The organism is Brevibacterium daeguense, from assembly GCF_021729135.1.
In the GTDB taxonomy this organism is placed as follows: domain Bacteria; phylum Actinomycetota; class Actinomycetes; order Actinomycetales; family Brevibacteriaceae; genus Brevibacterium; species Brevibacterium daeguense.
The window spans coordinates 132399-146559 of record NZ_JAJTWW010000003.1 but is presented as its reverse complement, the minus strand read 5'-3'; the positions used below and the strand labels follow the sequence as shown (position 1 = coordinate 146559).

18 protein-coding genes are annotated in these 14161 nt (G+C 68.7%); 8 read left to right on the top strand and 10 right to left on the bottom strand.

From position 1 onward, the window contains the following. The first annotated feature begins 66 nt into the window (after positions 1–66). The 3 genes from LXN01_RS04320 (at position 67) to LXN01_RS04310 (ending at position 2018) form a co-directional block, all read left to right on the top strand. Positions 67–534 carry a tRNA (cytidine(34)-2'-O)-methyltransferase gene (locus LXN01_RS04320; RefSeq protein WP_236863340.1) on the top strand — a complete coding sequence of 156 codons (468 nt, stop codon included), beginning with the start codon at positions 67–69 and terminating at the stop codon, positions 532–534. Between the two features lie 140 nt (positions 535–674). Next, complete coding sequence (gene thiD, locus LXN01_RS04315) at positions 675–1499, top strand: bifunctional hydroxymethylpyrimidine kinase/phosphomethylpyrimidine kinase (RefSeq protein WP_236863339.1); 825 nt, start codon at positions 675–677, stop codon at positions 1497–1499. Positions 1500–1505: 6 nt separating this feature from the next. After that, on the top strand, positions 1506–2018 hold the full coding sequence (locus LXN01_RS04310; protein ID WP_236863338.1) for a metallophosphoesterase family protein: 513 nt from the start codon (positions 1506–1508) through the stop codon (positions 2016–2018). A gap of 140 nt (positions 2019–2158) precedes the next feature. On the opposite strand, the gene LXN01_RS04305 is transcribed toward LXN01_RS04310, so the two are convergent. The 5 genes from LXN01_RS04305 to LXN01_RS04285 all read right to left on the bottom strand — a co-directional run bounded on the left by LXN01_RS04305 (position 2159) and on the right by LXN01_RS04285 (position 6037). Then, the gene (locus LXN01_RS04305; RefSeq protein ID WP_236863337.1) at positions 2159–2416 is read right to left on the bottom strand and encodes a type B 50S ribosomal protein L31; all 258 of its coding nucleotides are present in this window, start codon (positions 2414–2416) and stop codon (positions 2159–2161) included. A 201-nt stretch (positions 2417–2617) separates the two neighbouring features. Then, on the bottom strand, positions 2618–3412 hold the full coding sequence (locus LXN01_RS04300) for a phosphatase (protein ID WP_236863336.1): 795 nt from the start codon (positions 3410–3412) through the stop codon (positions 2618–2620). Further along, complete coding sequence (locus tag LXN01_RS04295) at positions 3409–4344, bottom strand: TrmH family RNA methyltransferase (RefSeq protein ID WP_236863335.1); 936 nt, start codon at positions 4342–4344, stop codon at positions 3409–3411. The genes LXN01_RS04300 and LXN01_RS04295 overlap by 4 nt, the downstream gene beginning before the upstream one ends. A gap of 10 nt (positions 4345–4354) precedes the next feature. After that, a complete protein-coding gene (locus tag LXN01_RS04290; RefSeq protein WP_236863334.1) occupies positions 4355–5251 on the bottom strand; it encodes a sulfite exporter TauE/SafE family protein in 897 nt (298 codons plus the stop codon). Further along, a complete protein-coding gene (locus LXN01_RS04285; protein WP_236863333.1) occupies positions 5252–6037 on the bottom strand; it encodes an ABC transporter ATP-binding protein in 786 nt (261 codons plus the stop codon). A gap of 120 nt (positions 6038–6157) precedes the next feature. Between LXN01_RS04285 and LXN01_RS04280 the strand changes: the two genes are divergently transcribed. Beyond that, positions 6158–6913 (top strand): hypothetical protein, encoded by a 756-nt coding sequence (locus tag LXN01_RS04280; RefSeq protein WP_236863332.1) that lies wholly within the window; start codon positions 6158–6160, stop codon positions 6911–6913. A 64-nt stretch (positions 6914–6977) separates the two neighbouring features. Then, positions 6978–7793, top strand: coding sequence for a phosphoserine phosphatase SerB (gene serB / locus LXN01_RS04275; RefSeq protein ID WP_236863331.1), 816 nt, complete (start codon positions 6978–6980; stop codon positions 7791–7793). Here serB and LXN01_RS04270 read toward each other — a convergent pair. Genes LXN01_RS04270 through LXN01_RS04260 form a run of 3 tightly spaced genes read right to left on the bottom strand, consistent with a single transcriptional unit; the run spans position 7777 to position 9795 of the window. Continuing rightward, a complete protein-coding gene (locus tag LXN01_RS04270) occupies positions 7777–8253 on the bottom strand; it encodes a SixA phosphatase family protein (RefSeq protein ID WP_236863330.1) in 477 nt (158 codons plus the stop codon). The two genes, serB and LXN01_RS04270, sit on opposite strands and share 17 nt — an antisense overlap. A gap of 33 nt (positions 8254–8286) precedes the next feature. Further along, on the bottom strand, positions 8287–9045 hold the full coding sequence (gene fabI, locus LXN01_RS04265) for an enoyl-ACP reductase FabI (RefSeq protein ID WP_236863329.1): 759 nt from the start codon (positions 9043–9045) through the stop codon (positions 8287–8289). Positions 9046–9084: 39 nt separating this feature from the next. Continuing rightward, positions 9085–9795, bottom strand: a complete 711-nt coding sequence (locus LXN01_RS04260; RefSeq protein ID WP_236863328.1) for a beta-ketoacyl-ACP reductase — start codon at positions 9793–9795, stop codon at positions 9085–9087. A 161-nt stretch (positions 9796–9956) separates the two neighbouring features. On the opposite strand from LXN01_RS04260, the gene LXN01_RS04255 reads away from it, so the two are divergent. The 3 genes from LXN01_RS04255 to LXN01_RS04245 are packed head-to-tail and all read left to right on the top strand — an operon-like array spanning position 9957 to position 11687. Then, positions 9957–10535: a DUF3099 domain-containing protein gene (locus tag LXN01_RS04255; protein WP_236863327.1), complete on the top strand. Its 579-nt coding sequence runs from the start codon at positions 9957–9959 to the stop codon at positions 10533–10535. Next, the gene (locus LXN01_RS04250; RefSeq protein WP_236863326.1) at positions 10528–10737 is read left to right on the top strand and encodes a hypothetical protein; all 210 of its coding nucleotides are present in this window, start codon (positions 10528–10530) and stop codon (positions 10735–10737) included. Before LXN01_RS04255 ends, LXN01_RS04250 begins: the two co-directional genes overlap by 8 nt. Further along, entirely contained in the window at positions 10737–11687 is a 951-nt protein-coding gene (locus LXN01_RS04245) for an SURF1 family cytochrome oxidase biogenesis protein (protein ID WP_236863325.1), read from the top strand. Before LXN01_RS04250 ends, LXN01_RS04245 begins: the two co-directional genes overlap by 1 nt. A 75-nt stretch (positions 11688–11762) precedes the next feature. Here LXN01_RS04245 and abc-f read toward each other — a convergent pair whose 3' ends face one another. Continuing rightward, positions 11763–13361, bottom strand: coding sequence for a ribosomal protection-like ABC-F family protein (abc-f, locus tag LXN01_RS04240; RefSeq protein WP_236863324.1), 1599 nt, complete (start codon positions 13359–13361; stop codon positions 11763–11765). After that, positions 13358–14140, bottom strand: a complete 783-nt coding sequence (locus LXN01_RS04235; protein WP_236863323.1) for a ribonuclease H family protein — start codon at positions 14138–14140, stop codon at positions 13358–13360. The genes abc-f and LXN01_RS04235 overlap by 4 nt, the downstream gene beginning before the upstream one ends. Positions 14141–14161 lie beyond the last annotated feature (21 nt).

The window sequence follows — 14161 nt, the reverse complement described above, 5'->3', positions numbered from 1 at the left end:
AGTGGGAGTGGCACATCCCATGCGAATGCACAGCCCACCGGAGCCGGGACGACTACGCTTGCCCCTGTGAACCTGAGCATCGTCTTCCACACTCCCGAGATCCCCGGCAACACTGGCAACGCCATCCGCCTGGCCGCCGTCACCGGCGCCCATCTGCACCTCATCGAACCCCTGGGATTCGACCTGTCCGACGCCAAGCTCCGTCGGGCCGGACTGGACTATCACGACCTCGCGAACGTGACCGTCCATCCCCGCCTCGAACACCTGTGGGACGCACTCGGCGATCGCCGGGTGATCGCGTTCACCTCGCATTCGGAGACCCGCTTCACCGAGGTCGAGTATGCCGCCGACGATGTGCTCCTGTTCGGCCGGGAGTCGGTCGGGCTGCCGCCCGAGGTGCTCGCCGACGACCACGTCGACCTCCGCGTCCGCATCCCCATGCTCCCGTCGCGGCGCTCGCTCAACCTCGCCAACTCCGCCTCGGTCGCCGTCTACGAGGCGTGGCGCCAGCTCGGCTATCCCGGAGGCACCTGACTCGGGGGTAGCCTGACCCGGGAGTAGAGTGGACTCGCCGGTCTCCCGCGGACCGCGCCCCGCAGCGGCATTCCTGCGGCGGCTCGGGCGATCCGCGGCCCGCCGCCCCAGCCGTCGATCCGAATCAGAAGGAATCCGTTATGACCTCTCGCGTCCTCACCGTTGCCGGCAATGACGTCTCCGGTGGTGCCGGACTCGGCGCCGACCTCAAGATCTTCGAGGAGTACGGCGTCTTCGGCGCAGCCGTGGTCACCTGCATCGTGACGTTCGACCCGGACAAGAACTTCGAGCACCACATCGACTTCATGGAGCCCGAGGTCGTCAATCGCCAGCTCGACTCGACGCTGGCGGTCCACGACTTCGACGTCATCAAGTCCGGCATGCTCGGCTCCGTGGAGTCCGCACTCGTGCTCGCCGACCGCCTGCGCAGCAACCACCTGCCGTACGTGTTCGATCCGGTCCTCGTCTGCAAGGGCGCGGGCACGATGGTCGATCTCAAGGACCTGTTCGTCGAGAACCTCGTTCCGGTGGCCACCGTCATCACCCCCAATCTCGAGGAGGCCGCCACACTCACCGGCGCCTCGGAGCTGACCTCGACCGAGGACATGATCGAGGCCGCGCGGGCGATCCACGCGATGGGCGCGAAGAACGTCATCGTCAAGGGCGGGGCGCGCCTGGCCGGCGACGAAGCGATCGACGTGCTCTTCGACGGTGACGCCGTCACCACGTTCCGCACCGCCAAGGTCCATGATCAGCTCGTCAACGGAGCCGGCTGCTCCTTCGCCTCGGCGATCGCCGCCGGGCTGGCGACCGGGCTGTCGATGACCGAGGCGACCCTCAAGGCCAAGGAGACCGTCGCCCACGGCATCGCCCGTGGCATCGAGAATGCCACCGGGGTGCGCTCGCTGCTGCACCCGGCTGTGCGCTGCTTCCCGCACGAGGCAGTCTCCGTCAGCCAGGGCTGACCGCCGGTGAGCACGTCGCTGCTGCTCATCGCGGACACGCATCTGCCGGTCCGGGCACGTGCACTGCCGGCCGAGGTGTGGGAGGCGGTGGACAGGGCAGATGTCGTGATCCACGCGGGCGACTGGGTCAGCGTCGACGCGCTCGACGAGCTGGCAGCCCGAGCCCGGCGCCTGATCGGGGTGCACGGCAACAACGACGGTCCGCAGCTGCGGGAGCGGCTGCCCGAGGTGGCGCGGGTCGAGCTGGACGGAGTCCGGATCGCGGTCGTGCACGAGACCGGTGACAGGAAGAACCGGGAGAAGCGCTGTGACGAACGGTTCCCGGACACCGACCTGCTGGTGTTCGGGCACAGCCACATCCCGTGGGACACGGTGGCGCCCTCCGGCATGCGCCTGCTCAATCCGGGGTCGCCGACCGATCGCCGCCGACAGCCGCACTGCACCTATCAGAGCGTCCTGCTGGATCAGGGCATCGCCGATGTGACCCTCCACCGGCTGCCCCGAGCTCAGCAGCGCTGACCCGACCGCGCGGACAGCCGGCGAGCGGCGCCGGCCGACAGCCGACGAGCCGTGCAGCCGACAGTCAGCCGCATCGAGCGCGGACATGACGCAGGGCTCCGGGAATCATCCCGGAGCCCTGCGACGAAAACCGTGTGCGCTTACTTGCGCTTGCCGAAGCCCTTGTAGCGGTCCTTGAACTTCTCCACGCGGCCGGCGGAGTCGAGGATGCGCTGCTTGCCCGTGTAGAACGGGTGCGAGGCCGAGGAGATCTCGACGTCGATGAGCGGGTAGCTGTTGCCGTCCTCCCACTCGACCGTCTTGTCGCTCGTCACCGTGGAGCGGATGAGGAACTTGGTGCCGGAGGCCAGATCGTTGAACACGACCGGGCGGTACTCCGGGTGGATGTCCTTCTTCATGAATGTCCTTCGTTTGAATTCCTGTGAACCCCTGATGCGAACAGCCGTTCGCCCGCCAGTGTTCAAATTCGTCCGGTCCGGTTCCGAACCGACGTCCCAGTGTATCGGAGTTGCGGCTGTGAGGCGATTCGGCGCGGGGGCCCAGCGCACCGCCCGGCTGACTCAGAAGGCGATGTCGTCGCCGCCTCAGAAGAAGCCGCTTCAGAAGGCGATGTCGTCGCCGGGCAGGCCCGCCCGGTCGAGGACGAACTCGACGAGCGGCCGGTAGAGCTGCGGCTCGATGTCGTCGTCGAGCGGCACGGCCGCCTCGACCTGGCCCTGTGCCTCGGCGACGAACAGCGCCGGGTCGTTGCAGTCCGCGAATCCGATCGTGCGGATGCCCTGACTGCCCGGATGCCCGGCCCACCCGTGGTCGGCGACGACGAGATCCGGTGCGGCCTCGCCTCGGCGCCGGAGCTCGGCGAGGAGGTGGGCGACGGGTTCCGGTGAGTGGGTGTGGGGAATTCCGCCGTGCTGGTGCCAGATCCACACTCCGTGCAGATGACGCACGTCTCCCCCGTCGGTCGCCACGCGAATGGGACCTGCCGCCCGGACCACCTCGGCACCGGCTGCCTCCGCCACGTGGGCGAAGGCCTGGTGCACGGGCACCATTCCGGCCGGATGTCCGGAGCCGAAGAGGATCCGCCCACCGCCGCGGGCGACCTCGCCGAGCGCATCGGCGAAGCGAGCCGCGGCAGCGATGCACTTCTGCGCGGAGATCGTGTCCTGGCCCCTGAGGTGCGACCGGTCCGGACTGATGCCCACCTTCTCGACCATGAGATCGAAGACGCTGTCGAAGTCCCAGGCACGCCGCAATTCGACCCCGAAGTGGAAGTGGGTCTCCTGATCGAGGAAGCGCTGGATGTGGGCCAGATTGCCCTCGCGCGGCGTTCCCACGTCGCCGGTGATCCGGGCCGCATCCAACTGGGCGGCGAGCTGTTCGAGGTCCTGGGTCACTGGGATCCTTCCGACTCGGGTGGATTCTGGTGCGGCGCATCGTCCGCGGAGCCCGGAGGCGGCTGCAGTGCGAAGCACGCGACTGCGGTGGCGGCCGCGACGTTGAGCGAGTCGACGCCGTTGCTCATCGGGATCAGCACCGTGGTCCGCGCACCGGCGATGGTCCGGCGCTGCAGCCCGTCGCCCTCGGTTCCCATGATCACAGCCGTCCGGTCCGGCGCTCGGAGCGCGAACTCCTGCAGGGGCACGGAGTCCTCCTCCAGCGCCAGCGCCACCGTATGGAATCCGAGCTCGTGAAGCGCCTCGATGTCCTGCGGCCAGGACTCCAGACGGGTCCAGGGAATCTGGAACACCGTCCCCATCGAGACCCGGATCGACCGCCGGTAGAGCGGGTCGGCGCTGCGCGGGGTGATGAGCACCGCGTCGACTCCCAGGCCGGCCGCCGAGCGGAAGATCGCCCCCAGGTTGGTGTGGTCGACCACGTCCTCGACGACGACCACGCGGCGGGCCGATTCGAGCACGGCGGACAGCGACGGCAGGACCGGACGGTGCATCGCGGCCAGTGCTCCACGGTGGAGGTGGTAGCCGGTCAACGACTCCACCACGTCGTCCTCGCCGATGAAGATCGGGCAGTCGACCACAGCGAGGAGGTCGAGCAGCGAGGGGAACCACTTGCGGTTCATGAGGAAGGAGCGCGGAGCGTGACCGGCGGCGACGGCACGCCGGATGATCTTCGAGCTCTCGGCGATGAACAGCCCCCGCTCCGGTTCGGTCAGGGTCCGGAGCCGGACATCGGTGAGCTGGGTGTAGTCGGCGACAGCGGGATCGTCCGCGGAGCCGAGCAGCCGGATCCGGGACTCCGCGATGCCGGCGGAGCCCGCCAGCTCGAGCAGATCGGCATCGCTGAGCACAGCCTTGCGCGGGGTATTCATTGGCGGCGGCTCACATCTGCAGGATGCGCCAGAGCGCGACCAGGCTCAGCACCACGATGACGGAGCGCAGCAGCACCGGGTTCAGCCTGCGTCCGACCCGCGCCCCGAGATACCCGCCGATCAGCGAGCCGATCGCGATGAGCAGGACTGCCTGCCAGTTGATCCGGTCGAAGCCGATCGCGATGTAGACGGCGGCGGCCACAGAGTTCACGACGAGCACGAGAACGTTCTTGGCCCCGTTGATGCGCTGCAGCGACTCCGGCACCAGCAGGCCGAGGAGCGCGATCAGGATGATGCCCTGAGCGGCGGCGAAGTACCCGCCGTAGACCGCGGTGAAGAACACCGCGGCGAGCACCGCGATGAATCGGCCGGTCGACAACGGTGGACCGCCGGCGGGATGGGAGCCCGAGGCGGTGACCGCCCCGCCGTGATCGTCCGGTCCGACGGCGGCCGGCTGGGCGTCGGCTGATCCGGCGCCGCCGCTCTGCTCCGACGCCGGCCTCCCCTCGCCCCGGGCGGCCTTCCGCTCGCGCAGATACCTCTGCAGTGCAGGCTGGCCCACGACGAGGATGATCGCCAGCACGATGAGGACCGGCACGATGGTCTCGAAGGCGTTCTCCGGCAGGGACAGCAGCAGGAAGGCGCCGACCACAGAGCCGAGCAGTGAGGCCGGCAGCAGCTGCAGGATCTTCCTGCCCTGGCCGCGCAGCTCCTCCCGGTAGCCGAACGAGGAGGCGATATTGCCGGGGATCAGCCCGACGGCGTTGCTCATCGTCGCCGTCACCGGAGGCACTCCGAAGGCCACGAGCGTCGGGAAGGTGATGAGCGTGCCGGAGCCGACGATGGCGTTGATCGTCCCCGCTCCCAGCCCGGCAAGGAGGACGAGGACGATTTCGAGCGGGGACATTCAGGCGCGGGCCCGAGCGTAGTACCTGCTGTTCTCCACGCCGAGCACCAGGTCGACGCCGAAGGTCTGATTGAGGTTCTCGGTGGTGAGGGTCGATTCGATCGGTCCCGCGGCCACGGCCCCGCCGTCCTTGAGCAGGAGGGCGTGCGTGATGCCCTGCGGGATCTCCTCCACGTGGTGGGTGACCATCAGGGTCGTCGGAGCGTAGCGGCCGCTGAAGATCTCCGTGAGTGCCTGGAGCAGCTCCTCCCGCCCGCCGAGGTCGAGTCCTGACGCCGGTTCGTCGAGCAGCAGCAGCTCCGGGTCGGTCATCAGGGACCGTGCGATCTGGACCCGTTTGCGCTCGCCCTCCGACAGGCTTCCGAAGGGACGGTCGGCGAAGCGCTCGACGTTGAACGCCGCCAGCAGATCATGGGCGCGCGCGATGTCGATCTCGTCGTACTCCTCGCGCCACCGGCCGAGCACGCCGTACGCGGCGGTGAGGATGATGTCGGTGACCTTCTCCGACAGGGGGATGCGAGCAGCCAGCGCGGAGGAGGTGTAGCCGATGCGCGGGCGGAGCTCGAAGACGTCCACCCGTCCCAGCGTCTCCCCGAGGATGTGGATCCGCCCGCTGGTCGGATGCATGCGGCCCGAGGCGAGTTCGAGGAAGGTGGTCTTGCCGGCTCCGTTGGGGCCGAGCACCACCCAGTGCTGTCCCTCGGAGACGGTCACCGACAGGCCTTCCAACAGGAAGTTCGTTCCCCGCCGGACGCTTACGTCTGCAAATTCCAGGACATCGCTCATAGCGCTGACTCTATCGCACGCACGCTCCCGGACCGGAGACCGACGAGGTTCGGATGCAGCACCTCAGGGCCAGGGGGCATCACCCCCTGTGCGGCCGGCGGGTCGGGTAGATTGTGGCCGATGGACACCGCTCTGGCCACGCTCCTGACGACCCTGGCCGTCAACGCCGCCCTCGATCGTCGACTGTCCCCGGACGCCTGCGCGCAGGTGTTCCTCGACGCCGGACATCCGGTGCCGCTGGTGATCGAGGACGAGGTCTACGCCTCCGATCCGCCGACCGGGCTGCTCCTGTTCATTCCCGCCCTGCGGTCCGCCGGTGTCGACCGGCTGCGGATCGCGCTGATCCATCCCTCGCTGCCGTTCACCGTGCCGCGCGTCGACAAGGCGGCACGGCGGCGGATCGCGCGCAGCACCGCGGTGGCGATCGCCGAGGTGGCGCACACCTCGCATTCGATCCTCACCCTGGACGGTGAGGCCAACGTCGGCATCTTCTCCTGTGCCCCCGTGCCCTATGCGACGCTCGATGTGATCTCCGTGCCGGAGTCGGCCCGCGCCCTCCGCGAAGTCGTCATCGCCGGCCTCGAGCTCATCGAGGGCATGGGCACCGCGGTTCCCGCCGAGATCCGGAACCTGCAGTGGCGCGATTGGCAGGCCGATATGAGCGCCGAGGCGCAGCGCTCGGAGCTCACGGCCCTGCTCCGGCATCCTGCGCAGGCCCCGCTGCTGCACGCCGCGCTCGACATCCACCACGCCATGTCCCCGATCCTGGCACCGGCCGCCGTGCAGCCTCCCGAGCTGGGCAGCCTGCTGTCCCGCCTCCACGCCGCCGCCGCCGCGGTCGTGACTGCCGTCAGCCGCGACAACGGCATCGGCTGACCCGGGTCAGCGGTCCGTGGACAGCGGCGGGTCCGCCCGATCCCACGTTTCGTAGACTGGGAGCATGCAGAGGATCAGCATCGTCCGCCCGGTCGGGGCCGACTATTCGGTGGCCACCAAACTCGTCAATCCCGAACATGTCGACAAGGAGCGCCGGTCCGCTGCCGAGCTCGCCCCCGAAGGCGACATCTTCGTCATCCCTGAGCCGCTGAGCCGGATCGCCCCGAAGCTGGTGGTGATGGATGTCGACTCGACCTTCCTCAACGAGGAGGTCATCGAACTCATCGCCGAGCACGCGGGCGTCCGCGACGAGGTCGCCGCGGTGACCGACCGGGCGATGCGCGGAGAGCTCGACTTCGCCGCCAGCCTGCGCGAGCGCGTCGCGGCACTGGCCGGTCTGCCGAGCAGCGTGCTCGACGAGGTGCGGGAGGCGGTGACGCTGACCGCCGGAGTGGAGGCGTTCGTGGCGTCGGTGCAGGAGGCCGGCGGAGTGGTCGGGCTGGTCTCAGGCGGATTCGCCGAGGTCGTCGTCCCGATCGCTGCGCGACTGGGAATCGACGAAGTCCTCGCCAACCGCCTCGAGGTGGTCGACGGCAGGCTCACGGGCCGGGTGGACGGACCGATCGTGGACAGGGCAGCGAAGGCCGCGCAGCTGGAGTCGCTGTGCGGCAAGTACGGTGTCGATATCCGCTACACCGTCGCCATCGGCGACGGCGCCAATGACGCGGATATGATCACGGCGGCAGGATTCGGTGTGGCATTCTGCGCCAAGCCGGCTCTCGTCGAGGTCGCCGATGCCTCGCTGACCGTCCGACGGATGGACGCGGTGTGGGCGGCCATCACCGGCCACACCGCGAAGGTCGTCAGCGGAAGCAGCTGATCTCCGGGGTGGGGAATCGCCCCACCTCCAGTCCCCACGAGGTGAGCTCGAACACCGCCACCGAGCTGGGGCGGAACTTCGCCGGAACGCCGAACTCCGGGCTCAGCACGCCGATGACCTGGGAGACGATCGGCTCGTGTCCCACGATGTAGGCGCCGGTGGAGTCCGCCGGGATGTTCGCGATGACCTCCAGCCAGTCGTCGACATCGGAGTCGTACAGGGCTCGGTCGGTGTGGAGTTCGACCTGTGTGCCGGCGGCCGCGAAGGCGTCCACGACGCCCTGTCCCGTCTGCACGGTGCGCAGCGCCGCTGACGAGTAGAAGTGCTCCAGCGGATACCGGGTGAGGAACTCCCCGGCCGCACGCGCCTCGGCGAATCCCTCCTCCGTGAGCGGACGATCGAAGTCCGCGACCGGCGGACGGGCGGCTTTCGCATGACGAGCGAGAACCAGGAAGGGCATTGATGACCTCTCAGCTTCGGTGGTGCGCAGGCGTCAGGCGCCGGTGGCGTGCAGTCCGCCGTCGACATGCACCATCTCGCCGGTGGTCGCGGGGAACCAGTCGGAGAGCAGTGCGACGATCGCCTTGCCTGCGGGCTCGGTGTCGGTCTGGTCCCAGCCGAGCGGAGCGCGGTCGCTCCAGACGTCCTCGAATGCGTCGAAGCCGGGGATCGACTTCGCGGCGGTGGTCTTCAGCGGGCCGGCGGAGACGAGGTTGACCCGCACACCCTCCGGGCCGAGGTACTTCGCGAGGTAGCGCGAAGTCGACTCGAGCGCGGCCTTGGCCACCCCCATCCAGTCGTAGGCGGGCCACGCGATGGTGGCGTCGAAGGTCAGGCCGACGACCCCGGCTCCCGGGTTGAGCGACGGCCGCGCCGCCACGGTGATCGACTTGAGCGAGTACGCCGAGACGTGCATCGCATTGGACACCGACTCGAACGGGGTGTCGAGGAAGACTCCGCCGAGGGCATCCTTGGGAGCGAAGGCGATGGCGTGAACGATCCCGTCGATCCTGCCGCCGAGGCGCTCCGGCAGCGCTGCCAGGTCGTCCTCGTTGGTGGCATCGAGCTCGATGACCTCCGCCGGCTCGGGCAGCCGCTCGGCGATGACCGAGGTGATCTTCATCTGGCGCCCGAACGACGACAGCACGACTTCGGCGCCCTGCTCCTGAGCGAGGCGTGCGGCGGCGAAGGCGATCGACGCCTCGGTGAGCACTCCGGTGACGAGAATGCGCTTGCCCTCAAGAATTCCCATGTTTGATTCCTCTCAGTTGAATGACGTGGAAGTCCGGTCTCAGTGTCCCATGCCGAGGCCGCCGTCGACGGGGATGACGGCCCCGGAGATGTAGGCGGCCTCGTCCGAGGCGATCCAGCGGACGACGCGGGCGACCTCCTCGGGCTCGGCGAACCGCTTCGCCGGGATCGCCGCCTGGTAGTCCTGCTGCTGCTTCTCCGGCAGGGCGTCGGTCATCTCGGTGCGGACGTAGCCGGGGGCCACGACATTGGCGGTGATCCCGCGGGAACCGAGCTCGCGGGTGATGGACCGGGCCAGGCCGACCAGTCCCGCCTTCGACGACGAGTAGTTCGCCTGGCCGGGCACCCCGTAGAGGCCCGAGACCGAGGAGATCAGGACGATGCGGCCCTTCTTCGCGCGGATCATCGAGGTGATGCCCCGCCTCACGGTGCGGAAGGCGCCCCCGAGGTTCGTGTCGATGACATCGGAGAAGTCGTCCTCGCTCATGCGCATCAGCAGATTGTCCCTCGTGATGCCGGCGTTGGCGACGATCACCTCGACGGGACCGAGCTTCTCCTCGATCTCAGTGAAGGCGGCGTCGACCGAGTCGGAGTCGGTGACATCGGCGGACACCGCCAGCGCTCCCTCCGGGGCGTCACCGTTGCGGGATGTCACGGCGACGCGGTCCCCGTTCGCCAGGAACTCCTCGGCGATCTTGCGGCCGATCCCCCGGTTCCCTCCGGTGATGAGCACTACGCGTGAATCCGGCACTGACGACTCCTCTGCAGGTGGAAGATGGTGATCGGCGGGCGACGATGCCGAGCATCGGCGGACAGCTTTTCCCAACCTAACCCACGCGCGGAGCCGATGGGTATACCGCTCACAAATGGGGAGTATGCTTTTGTAGCCGGGAGCACGAGCGCTGGAAGGTCATGTCGAGGAAGCACGCAGTCAGGAACATCACCGAAGCCGGGATGTCCCATGCGCAGGATGTCCACGACAGGACCGTCCGGTACCTCGTGTCGATGTCGATCAGGATGGCCTGCTTCGTGCTCGCAGTGATCACTCCGAGTCCGTGGCGCTGGGGGTTCGCGATCGGGGCGATCGTGTTGCCGTGGGTGGCGGTGCTGATCGCCAACGCCGGCAAGGAGCACGGCCCACCGGATGAGACGTCGGTGATCGAGCACGCGCCGAACATCGCTCTCGGACCCGGGCGATCTGCGGATCCCGGTGCCCCGGCGGCCGCGGCAGGCCCCTCGGGAGCAGCTGCCGGCGATGCCTCGGGAACAGCCGCAGACACCTCGGGAAGGGCCACAGGCGCCTCGAACCCCCGGGACTCGGCGACTGGCAGCGAAGCCGACGGGGCCGACAGCGGAGCCGACGAGGAGATCATCGAACCCGACCTGGATTCTGCCCGTGGATCGGGCAGGGAGGACAATGGCCCTGACGGCGAGGGGCCGGAGATCATCATCGGCGAGCTCGATGCCGATGGCGAAAGGAAGAATGGCTGACATGGTGTGCTCTGCTCGGGACTGTGCTCGGGCAGCTGAATTCGCCCTGCTGTGGAACAATCCCCGAATCCACCGGCCGGAACGTCGCAAAGTCTGGCTGGCATGTCCGGACCACCGCAGCTACCTCCACGAGTACCTCGCGCTGCGCGGCTTCCTCAAGGACGACGTGGCCGTGGCGGAGATCCCGGAAGGAGCAGGCTGATGGCCGGCGGCGGATACCGCTTCATCTTCTCGGCGCGCTGGCTGCGCTACATCGCGCTGGCGATCCTGGCCACCGCCGTCTGCCTGCTCCTCGCCGACTGGCAGGACCGGCGTCGGGCGCAGCGGAATGCGGAGATCGAGCGCATCGAGACCAACTACTACGGCGACGTGCAGCCGCTGGACAGCGTGCTGGACTCACCGACCGACGAGCTCGACGCCGACAGCGAGTGGACTCGCGTGAGCATGACGGGCTCCTACGATGAGGACGCGACCGTCCTGGCGCGCAACCGCACCCAGCGTGACCAAGCCGGATTCTATGTCGTGGTGCCCTTCGTCACCGATTCCGGCGCCACCATCGCCGTTGCGCGGGGCTGGATCCCCACGTCCGACACCGGCACGGTGCCCGGCGCCTCGGCGATCCCCTCCCCGCCGCCCGGCAGGACGACCGTCGAGATGTGGCTGCGGCCCAAGCAGGACGGCAGCGGCGACGACAATCCGCCCGGCCTCATCCGTGCGATCGACCCGGCCGTCATCCCCGGCATGGAGCAGCCGTTCACCGAGGTCTACGGCCAGCTGGCCGCGGAGGATCCAGAGGCGGCCGAGGAGATCACGGCGATCCTCCCGCCGAGCACCGACCCCGGGTCCCACCTCTCGTACACCTTCCAGTGGATCGTCTTCGGCATCATGATCCTCGGCGGCGTGGTCTACGCCGCGCGCCGCGAGAAGAAGGCCTATGACGCCCAAGCCGCCCGCGAGCAGGGCACCCGGCCGGAGCCGGTCGAATACGTCGTCGTCGACAAGGATGTGCTCAAGCAGGGCGGGAAGACGGCCGCGCGGACCGGCTCGACCGCCTCCCGCTACGGCACAGGGCCGACGGCTCGGCCCAGCCGCCGCCGGAAGCCGACCGAAGAGGAGCTCGAGGACTCACTGCTCGACGCGCAGGGCTGGTGAGGCTCACGGCGCGACGACCCGCGGCTGGGTTGCAGGTCCCCGTGCCTGGGCTTCAGGTCGAGCGGCGGCTGCGCCTCACGCCAACGTCACGAGGTCGAGGTAGCTGTCGTTCCACAGATCCTCGTCACCGTCGGGCAGCAGGAGCACACGATCGGGATCGAGCGCGGACACCGCTCCCTCGTCGTGGGTGACGAGCACTATCGCGCCCTCGTAGCGGCGGATCGCCGACAGGATCTCCTCGCGGCTGGCCGGGTCCAGGTTGTTCGTCGGCTCGTCGAGCAGCAGCACATTCGCACTCGAGACCACGAGGGTGGCCAGCGCCAGACGCGTCTTCTCGCCCCCCGAGAGCACACCTGCGGGCTTGTGGACGTCGTCGCCGGAGAACAGGAATGATCCGAGCACGGTGCGCACCGCGGTGTCGTCCAGGTGCGGCGACGAGCTGCGCATGTTCTCCAGCACCGTCCGTCCGGTGTCGAGCGTCTCGTGCTCCTGCGCGTAGTACCCGAGCTTGAGTCCGTGACCCGGGATGACCTCTCCCGTGTCCGGCGCCTCCAGCCCGGACAGCATCTTGAGCAGCGTCGTCTTGCCTGCGCCGTTGTATCCCAGCACCACGACTCGGGAGCCCTTGTCGATTGCGAGGTCGACGCCGGTGAACACCTCGGTCGACCCGTAGGACTTGCTCAAGCCGGCGGCGGTCAGCGGCACGCGACCGCACGGGGCGGGTGCGGGGAACCGGAGGTGGGCGACCTTGTCCGCGGCGCGCTCGGCCTCCAGCCCGGAGAGCATCTGCTCCGCGCGCCGGGCCATGTTCTGGGCCGCGACGGCCTTGGTCGCCTTGGCGCGCATCTTGTCGGCCTGGGCGCTCAGCACTGCAGCCTTCTTCTCGACATTGGACCGTTCGCGGCGGCGGCGGCGCTCGTCGGCCTCGCGCTGCCGGAGGTACTGACGGTAGCTCATCGAGTAGATGTCGATGCACTGCCGGTTCGCATCGAGGAAGAACACCTTGTTGACGACTTCCTCGATGAGGTCGAGATCGTGGGAGATGATGATGAGTCCCCCGGAATAGGTCTTGAGGTGGTCGCGCAGCCACAGCACCGATTCCGCGTCGAGGTGGTTGGTGGGCTCGTCGAGGATCATGACATCGGGTGCCGCGAACAGGATCCGAGCCAGCTCGACGCGTCGCCGCTGTCCGCCCGACAGCGTCTGCAGCTCACGATTCAGGATGTCCTCGTCGAGCCCGAGGTTGGCCGCGATCGCCAGCGCCTCCGACTCCGCGGCATAGCCGCCGGCTGCGACGAACTCGGCTTCGATCCGGGGATACCTGTCGATCGCCTTCGTCATGATCTTGGGGTCGGGGTCGGACATCTGGTCCTCGGCCTTGCGCATCCGTCGCACCAGCACGTCCAGTTCCCGGGCGCCGAGGATCCGCTCCTTGCCGCTCGCCTTCGGGTCGCCGGTTCGGGGGTCCTGGGGAAGGTAGCCGACGGAGCCGGAGCGGGTCACGGTTCCTCCGGCTGGCGCGAACTCGTCCATCAGGACCTTGGTCAGCGTCGTCTTGCCGGCGCCGTTTCGTCCCACCAGTCCGACCCGGTCGCCGGTGTCGACGCGGAAGGACACGTCCGTCATGAGTGTCCGGGAGCCGACGACGACTTCCAGGTCCGAGACTGCGATCATGATTCTCCGTACTTCTGTTCGTGGCCCAGGACGATGAGCTCGGCGAGCTCCTCCTGGGGTGTGCGGCCGCCTGCCTGAGCACGCCGCACGATGTCATCGGCGAGGTCCGCCCGCAGCGGGCACGAGACCACGACCGGGCCTCGCTCCGCCTCCCAGGCCGCGTCAGCAGCCGCGACCTCAACCGCCGTCGCCGAGGCGCGCGCAGCTGCCTCCGCAGGCGCACCTGCCGAGACGAATCCTGCCTCCCCCGCCGAGGCGGCCCCGTCAGGAGAGGCGGCCGAATCAGGAGAGCCGGCCGCGACGGAAGCGCTGCCTGAGCCGACCCGGCCGGGACCGGCCGGGACCGAACCTCCGGTGCGGAACGCCTCGGCGGCGGCACGGGCGCGCTGGTCGGCCGCATCGTTGAGTCGGTGGTTGCTGTGGCCCTTGACCCATTCGAACTTCACGGTGCGCCCCTGCAGGGCCTCGTCGAGGTCCTGCATCAGGTCGCGGTTGAGCACGTCCTTGCCGTTGGCCTTCTTCCAGCCCTTGAGCTTCCACACCGGCATCCATTTGGTCACCGAGTTGATGACGTACTTGCTGTCGCACAGGATGTGCAGGCTCTCATCGGTGCCGGCGGTGGCGCGCAGCAGCTCGATCACCGCCTGCAGCTCTCCGCGATTGTTCGTCGACGAGGGCCACCCACCGGCGTCCCAGTTGGATTCGTCGATGTACCAGGCCCAGCCGGCCGGTCCCGGGTTGCCCAGAGCCGAACCGTCCACAGCGGCCGTCGTCGTCACGCAGAGTCCTTTCCGGAGGAG